Here is a 13,014-nt window from a genome sequence, read left to right as displayed (position 1 = left end):
TGTTTAGAGTCCGAGCACGAAGCGTGGATTGGCCTGGACCGGAATGATCAGCACAATGCGGATGATCTGGATGGCCAGGAACACAAAGATGGGTGACAGATCCAGGCCGCCCATGGACGGCAGCAGGCGCCGGAACGGTGCCATGACCGGTTCAGTCAGCTGTCGGACCAGCACCAGTGCCGGGTGTCCGCTGAAGGGCGCGATGAAGCTGGCGATGATGGATATCAGCATGCCCCAGAAATAGATATTCAGAATGAAGCTGAGTATTCCCGCCAGACCCCAGGTCAGAATCAGGCCAAAATTCGGGAACTGCAGCCCGGCCAGAAAGATCAGTGCGTACATGGCTGCGCACTGAAACACGATGGCCAGCACCAGCGATGACAGATCAATGCCGCGGATACCCGGGATGATACGGCGGAAAATCTGCACGCCCGGATCGGTGAAGCGCACGATCATTTGTGTAATCGGGTTATAAAAGTCAGCGCGCGACAATTGCAGCAGGAATCGCAGCAGGATAGCCATCAGATAAAGTGAGCCCAGCGTACTGACAAGCAAGGTTCCGATGTCGCCGATAGTGTTCATGTTTATCCTGTCCCGCTATTTCGTGTCTGTTGAATTTGAACTTATTTGGCCAGTTCGGCAGCGCGTTGCTGCGCGGCTTTCATGGCGGTTTCAACGATGGATTCAAAGCCGTCGCGCTGGAATGACAGCACAGCCTGTTCGGTTGTTCCACCTGGCGAGGTCACGCGCCGGCGCAGTTCATCCGGAGGGACATCGCTGTTTGCAGCCAGTTTACCAGCACCCAGGGCGGTCTGAATGGCGAGCTGCCGTGCCGTTTCGGCAGTCAGGCCCATGGCCGTACCGGCTTTTTCCATGGCTTCCATCATCAGAAAGAAGTAGGCCGGGCCGCTGCCGGACAGCGCCGTGACAGCGTCGATGTCCTGTTCCTGATCCAGCCAGCAGGCAATACCAACGGCCGCCATGATGTCGCCAGCCAGTTGCTGGTGCTGTTCGCTGCATCGGGCGTTGGCAAACAGGCCTGTGGCGCCCTCGCCCACCAGCGAAGGTGTATTGGGCATGCAGCGGACAATGGCCCTGTCGTCACCCAGCCAACTGGCGAGCGAGCTGACCGGAATGCCGGCAGCAATGGAAATAATCAGGCAGTCTTTTTTACCAATCAGCGGACGCAGCGCTTCGCAGACACTGGCCATCACCTGTGGTTTGACGGCCAGCACAATGACATCGGCTTCGGAGGCGACAGAGGAGGTATCACCGGTGCGAATGCCGCACTCGCTGGCGAGTTGGGCCAGCTTGTCACTGTCAATGTCGGTAGCGGCGATATTCTGCGCGGGCACGTCTTTGGCAAGCAGACCTCGAATCAGGCTGTTTGCCATGTTGCCGGCGCCAATAAAACTGATCTGGCGTTGGTTCAAAGCGGCTGTTCCCCGGGGTTGTAAGACAATCAAGCGGCTATTCTAGCGCAGCAGGGCGGCAAGTGCATTCAGCCGTTAAATTCCTTGCTGAAAATGCTCCAGAAGCTCAGAAACAGCGCCGCAATCAGCGGGCCGATGACAAAGCCGTTAATGCCCAGCAGTGCGATGCCACCCAGTGTGGAAAACAGCACCATATAGTCGGGCAACTTGGTATCGCGACCAACCAGTATGGGGCGCAGCACATTGTCTGCCAGCCCGATGACAACGGCGCCGTAGGCAACCAGTATCGAGGCCTTCATCCAGTCGCCGGTGGCGTACATGTATATCGCCACCGGTATCCACACCAGCGAGGCACCCACTGCGGGCACCAGTGACAGGAAGGCCATGACCACCGCCCACAGCACCGGCGCCTGCAGGTCCAGCATCCAGAATATAAAACCGCCCAGGCCACCCTGCACGATGGCGACCACCAGGTTGCCCTTAACGGTGGCGCGGGAAACTTCCGCAAACTTGCTGAACAAGACCTGCCGTCGATCTTCGTTAAGAGGCAGGGCTTTGCGCATCCAGTTGACGATGGTCTCGCCATCGCGAAGCAGGAAGAAGGTGAGATACAGCATCAGGGCAAGATTGAGTGTGAAGGCAACTGTGTTGCGACCCACCACCAGCGCTTCCTGCGAAATGATGCGACTCAGACCCACGGCCGATTCGGACAGATAGCTGCGCAGGTTGGAGGTGTCGATGCCCAGGCGTTGTAATAGTTCGGGCAGGATGGGCACGGCGGTGCCGATCTGGTTAATGAATTCCGAAGGATTGATTTCCCGGCTCTCGATAGACTCATATAGCTGGGCGCCCTCATTGATGAAGGCAAACACAATGGCGATTACCGGGATGACGACCAGCACCATGCCCAGCAGCAGCGTAAACAGGGCTGCCAGTGACTCCCGTCCCTTAAAGATGCGGACCATGCGACGCTGCAGCGGATTAAACAGCAGGCTCATGACACAGGCCCAGAAGATGGCGCTCCAGAACGGCAGCAAGATCAACAGAAACGCCGCTGAGATGCCCGCCAGCACCACCAGAAAACCGCGGTTCTCCATGGTTTCACGCATAATGGTGAGTCCTCACTTGGCCTGTAGGCCTTTTATACACGGCGTCGTCGCAACATGCGCCACACTTCAACGATACGCGGCGGTTGTCCAGTGCGCAGAATGCCCTGCCGGAAGATACGCCCGGACAGCCACAACACAGCAATCGTGGTCAGTACCAGCACAATGGTTGTTCCCACCACATCCACCATGGGTGGCTGCGCGGCGGCACGGTTCATCATCGTAAATGGCGTGAACAGCGGAATCCAGGACATGACGCGGGCCATGGTGCCGTTGGGGTCCTGAGCGACAAAGCTCATCGTCAGCACCGGCACGATCAGAATCATGATCAGCGGCATGATCAGGCTCTGGGCCTCCTTCAGCGTATTACAGAGACTGCCTATGGCGAGGAAGATGCCCGCATACAGCGCGTAACAACACAGATAATAGAACACAAAGTAGGGGATCAGGTCAGAGCTGAGCAGCACGTCAAGAATCTGCACAATGGCGGCCGTTTCAACCGTCTGGTACAGCTGCAAAAACACAAAAAACGAAGTAATCCAGGCCAGGATGGTCGTAATGCCAGTGGCGCCAATGCCGAGCAGTTTGCCCATCATCAACTCGCCAGGTGTCACCGAGGCCAGCAGCACTTCGATAATGCGATTGGATTTTTCTTCAATGGTATTGCTGAGCAGGTACTGCACGCTCTGCATCAGGGAGATGAATATCAGATACACAAAACCCATCGGCGCCCACTGCCGGAAAGTGTCAGCCATGCTGACCTCGGCCTCACCCAGCTGTTTGCCAGGATCCAGACGGCTCAATGGCAGCCGGGTCCTCTGAATGTCGCGCACGGCCTGAATGTCTATGCCCTGTGCGGTAAACTCCTGCTGGCGGATGGTGTTGTTGAGACTGGCCTGAATGGCATTCGGCAAGCGGGTATCAGTCAGGTTGGCAGCCCAGTACTGAACGCCACTGGGCGTACCGTCAGACAACATCAGGCGCTCCAGCGAGTCAGGTCGCACCACATCACCGGCCACATTGGCAGGTACCAGAATCAGGGCAAACAGGGGTACGGCGGTCCCGTCGTGCTGCAGGCGTCGCTCGCCATTCAGATAGGGGCGCATGTATTCCACAATGGTCTGCGGTGGCGCACTGGTGTCCAGATCGGCTGGGGGATCAATGGCAATGAACTGTCGTCGTGGCGGCGTGAAGGGCGGTGCATCTTCGCGCAGGTAGGGCCGGGCCATCTGCAGCGCCATGTCCAGGCCGCCGTTGCTCAGCCAGTCATCAAGCGCAGACACTTCGTCATTGCCAAAATCATCCAGCAGCTGATCGAGCTGGTTTGCTGGCGCCTGTGGCGGCGGTGCGCCGCCCATATCAACGCGGTTTGCCTGCAGATAGCGCATGAACTCCTGCATGACCTGGCGCTGGTGTTCGCGGCTGATGGCCGTGGCGACCGCGCCGCCGTACTCACCAGACTGGTCAATCAGCATGAAATAGCGCGTCGGTGTGGCGGTGGCCAGGCGGCTTGAGATATGGAAGATCAGAAAAAAGACAATTGGGACCAGAAGGACGCCAATCCAGAAGCCCTTGGTTTTGACGTTTTCCATGAACTCGCGCCAGGCGATCAGCAGCGTCACTCTCATCTAAAATTATGCTCCCGGGCTTCCTTGCCAACCAGATGCACAAATACATCATGCAGACTGGCCTGAGTGAAATCGAAGCGACTGAGTGAGACTCCGTTCTCAAAGCAGTGCTGCAGTATCTGTTGCGGGTCGGCCTGTTCTTTTACGTACAGCTCCCATTGCCGAATCCCGTTGGCTCTGGCGCTGCCGTCCTCTGGAGGCTGCTCCTGAACCGACAATACGCCGTCCAGCGCGCGTACCGAATGGATATCACCTCGCGTTTCCAGTACAACGCGGCGCGGAATGATGGCGTGTGCCTCACTGACGGTGCCATCAAACACCTTGCGGCCCTGAGTAATCAGCAGCAGGCGCTGACACAGACGTTCGGCATGCTGCATGATGTGCGTGGAGAAAATCACGGTCTGACCATTAGCCGACAGGTCCTTGATCAGCTGCTCCAGCACTTCCTGATTGACCGGGTCCAGTCCGGAGAATGGCTCATCCAGAATGACCAGCTCGGGTTCGTGGGCAATGGAGGCCAATACCTGCACCTTCTGGCCCATACCCTTGGACAATGACTCGATGCTGGATTCGGCAAAGTCCTTCAGACCGTAGCGCTCCAGCAACTCAAATGCCTTGTGGCGGGCAGCACTGCGCGACATACCCTTCAGCGTGGCAAAGTAGCTGATGATGGCCCAGACCTTCATTTTTTTGTACAGGCCCTTTTCTTCGGGCAGGTAACCGATGCGGTGACGCACATCCATGGCCGAACGGTGGCCCAGCACATCGATATGGCCAGTATCCGGACGGATGATGTCGAGAATCATGCGGATAGTGGTGGTTTTGCCGGCCCCATTGGGTCCCAGAAAACCATAGACAGAGCCCTGCGGTATGCTCAGGTTTATCTGGTCGACTGCGGTAAAGTCGCCATAGCGTTTAGTGACGTTTTCAAGCGTCAGAACCGGTGTGCTCATTCGTCGAGTTTAGCACACGCTTGTGGCAAAAATGTCACTCACAAAAAAGGCCATCATCCGCGAGGATGACAGCCTTTGCTGAGGCAGCCGCAGCTGCCGGATATGGCGTCTTCAGTCAGACAACTCAGCTGGCTTTGGCTTCCTGCTGGCTGGCTGTGAGCTGCTGATCGATGACTTCAGCTACCAGACGACCTTCGTCGATGGCGCGCACCACCAGGGACTGGCCACGGCGGCAATCACCAGCAGCAAACACCTTGGGGTGGCTGGTGCGGAAGCTCTTGTATTCAGCCTTGTAGTTGGAGCGCTGATCCAGTTCCAGTCCCAGCGGCTCGCTGATGTAGTGCTCTGGCCCCAGGAAACCCATGGACAGCAGAATCAGATCGGCTTCCCAGAACTTGGTTGTGCCCGGCACTTCCTTGAAGCTGGAGTCCACTTCGACAGTGTTGATGCCCAGCAGCTTGCCGTTTTCATCACGGACAAACTCTTTGCCGCTGATGGAGTAAACACGTGGGTCGTTGCCATCGCGCTCGGCGGCCTCTTCATGACCGTAGTCAACGCGATAGATCTTCGGCCACAGCGGCCAGGGGTTATCCGACGGACGCTCACGCGGCGGCTTGGGCATGATCTCGAAATTGACCAGCGACTTGCAGCCGTGACGCAAAGATGTTGCGATACAGTCGGTACCGGTGTCACCGCCACCGATGACGATCACGTTCTTACCCTTGGCGCTGATGTAGTTGCCGTCTTTCAGCTCAGAGTCGAGCAGGCTGCGCGTGTTGGCAGTCAGGAACTCCATCGCAAAATGCACGCCATCACCTTCACGGCCCGGAATCTTCAGGTCACGTGCAGTAGTTGCGCCAGTAGCCAGCAACAGGGCGTCGACTTTATCCAGCAGTTCACTGACGTCCAGACCATTAACGCCCTTGCCGCCAACATTTACGCCGGTGACAAACTTGATGCCTTCTTCCTTCAGCAGGTTGACGCGACGATCAACAACATCTTTTTCCAGCTTCATGTTGGGGATGCCGTACATGAGCAGGCCGCCGATGCGGTCTTCACGCTCATAGACAGTCACTTCATGACCGTGCTGGTTCAGCTGCGCTGCAGCAGCCAGTCCGGCGGGGCCACTGCCGACCACGGCGACTTTTTTGCCGGTGCGGAACTTAGGTGGATTCGCCCGTACCCAGCCGTTTTCAAAGCCTTTGTCGATGATGGCGTTTTCAATGTTCTTGATGGTGACCGGCGGGTTGTTGATACCCAGTACACAGGAACCTTCGCACGGCGCTGGACATACTCGTCCAGTGAACTCCGGGAAGTTGTTGGTCTTGTGCAGCCGATCCAGCGCATCGCGCCACTGACCCTTGTAGACCAGATCGTTCCACTCGGGGATCAGGTTGTATACCGGGCAGCCGTTGTCGGACTGACAGAATGGAACACCGCAGTCCATGCAGCGTGCGCCCTGCGTTTGCAGGTGCTCTTCCGCCGGGTCGGTGTAAATTTCCTTGTAGTCCAGCAGTCGCTCTGCCGGCGCACGGTAGGGAACCGTGCTGCGCTCGAACTCTTTAAAACCGGTTGGTTTACCCATGTTAAAACCTTATCTTTGCAATTTTGTACGTATCAGACAGCCACTGCCTGGGTCTGTGACTTGGCAGCCATTTCCGCCAGCACACGCTTATAGTCGGTCGGCATCACTTTCACAAAGTGCTGCAGCGATGCGTCCCAGTTATCCAGAATCTGCTGCGCCACCGTCGAGCCGGTGTAACGCAGGTGATTGCTGATCAGTGTTTTTAATTCTTCAATGTCGGTGGCGTCCTGGACTGGTTCCAGTTCAAACGACTCCATGTTGCACTGACGCTCAAAGTCTTTGTCCTGATCCCAGACATAGGCGATACCGCCACTCATGCCGGCGCCAAAGTTACGGCCGGTTTTGCCAAGAATGACCACACGACCACCGGTCATGTATTCACAGCCGTGGTCACCGATGCCTTCCACTACAGCGCTGGCGCCGGAGTTACGCACGGCGAATCGCTCAGCAACGATACCGCGGAAGTAGGCTTCACCACCGGTGGCGCCATACAGATTGACGTTACCGGCAATGATGTTGTCTTCCGGCTTGAAGGTGCTCTCTTTCGGTGGGTAGATCACGATCTTGCCACCAGACAGACCCTTGCCGACGAAGTCGTTGGCGTCACCTTCAACAGTGATGGTGATGCCTTTGGCCAGCCATGCACCCAGACTCTGACCGGCGGAGCCATGCAACTTGATGTTGATGGTGTCTTCCGGCAGCAGGTCTTCGCCGAATCGCTTGGCGACCTCGTTGGACAGCATGGTGCCGACAACGCGGTTGATGTTGATGACCGGCAGCTCAATGTTGACCTTCTCGCCTTTCTCCAGCGCAGGTGCGGCCAGTTCGATCAGCTGGTTATCCAGTGCCTTGTCCAGGCCGTGATCCTGCTCCATGGAACAGAAAGTACCAGTATTCGGGAACACTGCCTTGGCGGGCGTCAGGATGTTGCTCAGATCCAGGCCGCGAGCTTTCCAGTGGTCTACAGCCACATCGCTTTCCAGCAGGTCGACGCGACCGATCATTTCGTTGACGGTGCGAATACCCAGGCTGGCCATGATCTCGCGCATTTCTTCAGCCACCATGAACAGGTAGTTAACTACATGCTCAGGCTTGCCTTTGAACTTCTTGCGCAGCTCAGGATCCTGAGTCGCGATGCCCACCGGGCAGGTGTTCAGGTGACACTTACGCATCATGATACAGCCCAGCGTGACCAGCGGCGCGGTTGCAAAACCGTACTCTTCGGCACCCAGCAGCGCAGCAATGGCGACGTCACGGCCGGTCTTCAGCTGGCCGTCGGTCTGCAGCGCAACGCGTGAACGCAGATTGTTCATAACCAGTGTCTGGTGTGTTTCTGCCAGACCGAGCTCCCAGGGCAGACCCGCATGCTTGATGGAGGTCAGCGGTGAGGCACCGGTGCCGCCATCATGGCCGGCGATGACCAGGTGGTCAGTCTTGGCCTTGGTAACACCAGCAGCAATGGTGCCGACGCCGATTTCCGATACCAGCTTGACGCTGATACGGGCCTGGCGGTTAGCGTTTTTAAGGTCATGGATCAGCTGAGCCATGTCCTCAATGGAGTAAATGTCGTGATGCGGGGGCGGAGAAATCAGCCCTACACCCGGCGTCGAGTGACGAATACGGGCGATCTGTTCATCCACTTTGCCGCCGGGCAGCTCGCCGCCCTCACCGGGCTTGGCGCCCTGGGAAATCTTGATCTGAATCTCGTCGGAGTTGCTCAGATACCAGATGGTCACGCCAAAGCGGCCGGATGCGACCTGCTTGATCGCCGAGCGCTTGGAGTCACCGTTGGCCATCGGGCTGAAACGGATCGGATCTTCACCGCCTTCACCGGTATTGGACTTGCCGCCCAGTCGGTTCATGGCAACGGCCAGTGACTCGTGGCTCTCCTGAGAGATGGAGCCAAAGCTCATGGCGCCTGTTGCAAAGCGTTTGACGATTTCCTTGGCTGGTTCCACTTCATCCAGCGAAATTGCTTTCTGGTCGGTGCGGAACTTCAGCAGGCCACGCAGCGTACAGGCGCGTGTGGTCTGCTCATTGGTGTACTTGGCAAAAACCTTGTAAGCGTCCGGGCTGTTGGTGCGGGCCGCGTTCTGCAGGTTGAAGATCGCGCTCGGATCCCACATGTGGCTTTCGCCACCGCTGCGCCAGTGGAAGTCGCCCGGGTTGTTGAGTACCGGAATGCGGTTCTCGTCTTTTTCCGGGAAGCCAAGGCGGTGACGACGTTCAGTCTCTTCAACCAGTGTTTCGAAGTTGACACCCTGGACACGGCTGGCGGTGCCAACAAAGCAGCGATCAACTACATCTTTGGCCAGACCTACGGCTTCGAAGATCTGTGCGCCACGGTATGACTGCAGTGTGGAGATGCCCATCTTGGCCATCACCTTCAGCATGCCCTTGGCAACCGCTTTTTTGTAGGCGTAAACGACGTCGCTTTCGTTCGGGTAATCTTTGCCCAGCAGACCGTCCAGCTGTGCCTGCCAGATGGCCTCAAAGGCCATGTAGGGGTTGATGGCGTCGGCGCCATAACCTACCAGCAGACAGTGGTGGTGTACTTCGCGCGCCTCGCCAGTCTCGACGATCAGGCCGATCTTGGTGCGCTCGTGAGTACGAATCAGGTGGTGATGCACGGCACCGGTGGCTACCAGAGCGCTTATTGCAGCGCGATTCTTGCCGATCTTGCGGTCAGACAGTATAACAAAAGCAAAACCATCAGCGATGGCCTGGCTGGCTTCCTGGCAAACGCGGTCCAGACCGGCCTGATAACCATTTTCGGCATTGATGTCGTAAGTGATATCAACCACTTTGCTGCGCAGACCGTTGTGGTCCATGCGGCGAATGGTCTGCAGCTGCTTGTTCGACAGAATCGGGTGCTTCAGGCTCAGTCGGTGGGCGTGCTGTTCGGTGGTTTCCAGCAGGTTGCCTTCCGGACCAATAAAGCATTCCAGCGACATCACCACTTCTTCACGGATAGAGTCGATTGCCGGGTTGGTCACCTGGGCAAACAGCTGCTTGAAGTAGTCGTAGATCATACGCGGCTTGTCAGACAGACAGGCCAGCGCCGAGTCATTGCCCATGGAGCCCAGCGGGTCACGGGCTTCAGTGATCATTGGCAGCAGCATGAACTGCATGGTCTCGGTGGTGTAACCGAAGGCCTGCATGCGCGGCAGAACGTTGTCTGAATCCAGCGAGTGGGCTTCATTACCGTCAGCCAGCATTTCCAGTGTGATTTTCTGGTTGGCCAGCCACTCGCCGTAGGGACGCTTGGCGGCAATGCTGTGCTTGAGCTCTTCGTCAGGGATCAGGCGACCCTGTTCAAAGTCCAGCAGGAACATCCGGCCTGGCTGCAGACGGCCTTTTTCTTTGACGTTGGCCGGATCAACCTGAACCACACCCACTTCCGAGGCCATAATGACCTTGTCGTCGTGAGTTACATAGTAGCGGCTGGGCCGCAGACCGTTACGGTCGAGCACGGCACCAATGTAGTGGCCATCAGAGAATACAATGGAGGCCGGACCATCCCAGGGCTCCATCAGCGCGCTGTGGAATTCGTAGAAGTCCTTCTTGTCCTGCGGCATGTTGACGTCTGACTGCCAGGCTTCCGGAATCATCATCATCACCGCTTCCTGCAGCGAACGGCCGGACAGCAGCATGAACTCAAGTACCGAGTCAAAGGAGCCGGAGTCAGAGACATCAGAGTCGATGATGGGGAACAGATCTTTCAGCTTGTCGCCAAACAAGTCAGTGTGCAGCGTGCCTTCACGTGCCACCATCTGATTGACGTTGCCGCGCAGGGTGTTGATTTCACCGTTGTGGCTCATGAAGCGATTCGGCTGGGCACGGTCCCAGGACGGGAAGGTGTTGGTACTGAAACGTGAATGCACCATGGCCAGGTGTGTTTCAAAGCCGGGGTTGGTCAGATCCTTGTAGAACGGGAACAGCTGACCGGGCGTCAACATACCTTTATATACAATAACTTTGGTCGACAGGCTGCAGGCATACAGCATTTTTGCCTGGCTCAGCGACGCGTCGCCGCGCAGCTTGTGCGTAAAGCGCTTGCGGATGATGTACAGCTTGCGCTCAAACGCCTCTTTATCGAGACCATCTGCAGCGCCAATAAACAGCTGGGCGATGTAGGGCTGCGCCATACGGGCGGCCGGACCAACATCAGCGCCTTCGGCATCAGTCGGCACTTCACGCCAGCCGAGCAGATTCTGGCCTTCTTCGGCGATGATCTTGTTGATCGTCTCCCGGCAGAACTCACGCTCTTTCTCGTTCTGGGGCAGGAAAATATTGCCGGTGGCGTACTTGCCTGCTTCTGGCAGAGTAACGTTAAGCTCGTTCTGAGCAACTTCGGCAAAGAATGTGTGTGGCAGTGCCATCAGGATGCCGGCGCCGTCGCCGGTGTTGGCTTCAAAGCCGCAACCACCTCGGTGATCCATGCGGGAGTTGAGGTGGTAGGCGTCCAGCATGATCTGGTGACTTGGGCGACCTTTGATGTCTGCAACAAAGCCTACGCCGCAGGAATCTTTCTCGTTGGCCGGGTCATACAGTCCGGTCTTCTCCGGAAAGCCAAACATGTGGGGGTATTGGGCTTGATCAGTCATAGTGTTCGCTACGTCTCTTTAATTCGTTTTTAGTGTTTCTCTTCCGGCCACCGTTGAACCCTCCCCCACATACGCTGCATCATGTAGCACTGCTGACAGGGAGATGCGTGAATTAGACATTATTGATTTGCACGGCACGGTGTATTGCCTGCACCCCGGACTGCGTGTCCGGCAAGTTCCAGACGGTCCTAAAACACGTTACGCTGTTTTACGGGGGCTGGACACAATACCACTCAAACAGAATATGTCAAGTTAGCGGGCCGCACCGTGCTTGGGTTTGTGGGTGTCAGGGTGACGTAGTGTCGCAGGTTTTGTCTTGATAAAACGGGGCAGCTGGATTACTCTTCGCCTTCTATATAGCGCCTCTGTTTTCCGACAATCAACGTGACAGGAAATAAAGAGAATCTGCCCACATCAACAATAAGCACAAGTTAACAGCTGAGGGGATATCACGTGGAAATTATAAGAAACAAGCGGGACGTTTGGGGTGACGAGGTCATTCTGGGTGTAGCCTGGGATCTGTTGTGGGTTGTCGCAGTCGCGGCCCTGCTGCTGTTGGCTGGTCACGCCATCGTTATGGCGGCACTGGCCAAGCGTAAAGCCAAGCCCTCAGCCGAAGGCCCCAAAGTACGCCGTCACGATGCCATCGATCGCGCCTTTCACTGGATTATGGCCGCATCAGTGCTGGTTCTGATCGCCACCGGTGTCATGCCGATTCTCGGCGTGCGCTTTGCCTGGCTGAACATTCACTGGATTGCCGGCCTGATACTGACATTTGTGGTCATCTTCCACATTATCCGCGCCACCTTCTGGCAGGACTTCAAGTCCATGCTGCTGACGCCGTCCGATTTTGCCGAGCCATTTGATGAAAGCCGCAAGCCGGGCAAGTACTCCTTCGAGCAGAAGGGTATGCACTGGGCCATGACAGTGCTGGTACTGCTGGTCATCGTGACAGGCGTGATTCTGTTCACCAACATCAACTCACCGTTCTGGGCACGTCCCTCGGTGCAGGATGAAGCCCAGCTGGGTCTGATGTTCCTGCTGCACGGCCTGGCGACGCTGGCCCTGGTTGCCTTTACCGCCATCCATATCTACTTCGCACTGCGTCCTGAGAAGATCTTCTACACCCGCTCCATGGTGAAGGGCTGGATCTCTGAGGACGAAATGAAGCAGAACCATGACGCAAGCAAGTGGAAGCCAGAGGCTGAGTGATAGACGTGAAAGATCTTGAGAAAGAAATAGAAGTCGTTGAGAGCGGCTACGAGTTCCTGCTGGCCTACGCCGCGCAGGGAAGACCGCCACATGATGAAGACAGTTATCCGCCGCCCCACGCACGGCCAACATTGAAAGACATGTTGAAGGCCATGCAGAATGTTGCGGCGGCAATCAACGACGGCAGTTCACAGCATGAGTACGAGCAGGTGATTGCGGATGATATCCGCAAGGCAAGCGCGGCTCTGAGCTTTGTGCTGGCGCAGCCAAAGATGAGTTCAGAGCTGATCGATAATCTGAACGCGTCAATCCATCTGCGCGCCGTATTGACCGATTTCTTCCTCTACAGCGAAGTGTTCCGACCAGTATCCGAGTCTGCGGGCTCGGAGCCAGCCAAGCCGGCATTCGACGCATCTCTGGCAGTTAACGCTGCCGCGCCGAAATCCGACTCCTGATCTGATAAAACAGCTAATCAGCCACTGATATCGAC

The 13,014-nt window shown here is 56.8% G+C and carries 9 protein-coding genes; 2 read left to right on the top strand and 7 right to left on the bottom strand.

Annotated features, from left to right (window positions below; all coding sequences use genetic code 11):
- Positions 1-3 precede the first annotated feature (3 nt).
- The 7 genes from LVD14_RS02215 to gltB form a co-directional block, all read right to left on the bottom strand.
- Positions 4-582: a YggT family protein gene (locus tag LVD14_RS02215; protein WP_237132397.1), complete on the bottom strand. Its 579-nt coding sequence runs from the start codon at positions 580-582 to the stop codon at positions 4-6.
- Positions 583-623: 41 nt separating this feature from the next.
- Entirely contained in the window at positions 624-1,433 is an 810-nt protein-coding gene (gene proC / locus LVD14_RS02210) for a pyrroline-5-carboxylate reductase (RefSeq protein ID WP_237132396.1), read from the bottom strand.
- Between the two features lie 68 nt (positions 1,434-1,501).
- The gene (locus tag LVD14_RS02205; protein WP_237132395.1) at positions 1,502-2,542 is read right to left on the bottom strand and encodes an AI-2E family transporter; all 1,041 of its coding nucleotides are present in this window, start codon (positions 2,540-2,542) and stop codon (positions 1,502-1,504) included.
- Between the two features lie 32 nt (positions 2,543-2,574).
- Complete coding sequence (locus tag LVD14_RS02200; RefSeq protein ID WP_237132394.1) at positions 2,575-4,167, bottom strand: ABC transporter permease; 1,593 nt, start codon at positions 4,165-4,167, stop codon at positions 2,575-2,577.
- The gene (locus LVD14_RS02195) at positions 4,164-5,120 is read right to left on the bottom strand and encodes an ABC transporter ATP-binding protein (RefSeq protein ID WP_237132393.1); all 957 of its coding nucleotides are present in this window, start codon (positions 5,118-5,120) and stop codon (positions 4,164-4,166) included. The genes LVD14_RS02200 and LVD14_RS02195 overlap by 4 nt, the downstream gene beginning before the upstream one ends.
- Positions 5,121-5,244: 124 nt before the next feature.
- A complete protein-coding gene (locus LVD14_RS02190) occupies positions 5,245-6,705 on the bottom strand; it encodes a glutamate synthase subunit beta (protein ID WP_237132392.1) in 1,461 nt (486 codons plus the stop codon).
- Positions 6,706-6,737: 32 nt separating this feature from the next.
- Positions 6,738-11,312 (bottom strand): glutamate synthase large subunit, encoded by a 4,575-nt coding sequence (gltB, locus tag LVD14_RS02185; protein ID WP_237132391.1) that lies wholly within the window; start codon positions 11,310-11,312, stop codon positions 6,738-6,740.
- Positions 11,313-11,765: 453 nt separating this feature from the next.
- On the opposite strand from gltB, the gene LVD14_RS02180 reads away from it, so the two are divergent.
- Positions 11,766-12,524 carry a cytochrome b/b6 domain-containing protein gene (locus LVD14_RS02180; protein WP_237132390.1) on the top strand — a complete coding sequence of 253 codons (759 nt, stop codon included), beginning with the start codon at positions 11,766-11,768 and terminating at the stop codon, positions 12,522-12,524.
- On the top strand, positions 12,521-12,979 hold the full coding sequence (locus LVD14_RS02175) for a hypothetical protein (protein ID WP_237132389.1): 459 nt from the start codon (positions 12,521-12,523) through the stop codon (positions 12,977-12,979). The genes LVD14_RS02180 and LVD14_RS02175 overlap by 4 nt, the downstream gene beginning before the upstream one ends.
- Positions 12,980-13,014: the final 35 nt, after the last annotated feature.

Source organism: Pseudohongiella sp. O18 (assembly GCF_021729085.1).
In the GTDB taxonomy this organism is placed as follows: domain Bacteria; phylum Pseudomonadota; class Gammaproteobacteria; order Pseudomonadales; family Pseudohongiellaceae; genus Pseudohongiella.
The sequence above is the reverse complement of the archived record's forward strand: the minus strand, read 5'-3'. Positions and strand labels throughout refer to the sequence as shown.

Coding starts and splice junctions, on each gene's coding strand:
- LVD14_RS02205 (WP_237132395.1), bottom strand. CDS start 2,542: ATGCGTGAAACCATGGAGAACCGCGGTTTTCTGGTGGTGCTGGCGGGC.
- LVD14_RS02215 (WP_237132397.1), bottom strand. CDS start 582: ATGAACACTATCGGCGACATCGGAACCTTGCTTGTCAGTACGCTGGGC.
- gltB (WP_237132391.1), bottom strand. CDS start 11,312: ATGACTGATCAAGCCCAATACCCCCACATGTTTGGCTTTCCGGAGAAG.
- LVD14_RS02200 (WP_237132394.1), bottom strand. CDS start 4,167: ATGAGAGTGACGCTGCTGATCGCCTGGCGCGAGTTCATGGAAAACGTC.
- LVD14_RS02190 (WP_237132392.1), bottom strand. CDS start 6,705: ATGGGTAAACCAACCGGTTTTAAAGAGTTCGAGCGCAGCACGGTTCCC.
- LVD14_RS02195 (WP_237132393.1), bottom strand. CDS start 5,120: ATGAGCACACCGGTTCTGACGCTTGAAAACGTCACTAAACGCTATGGC.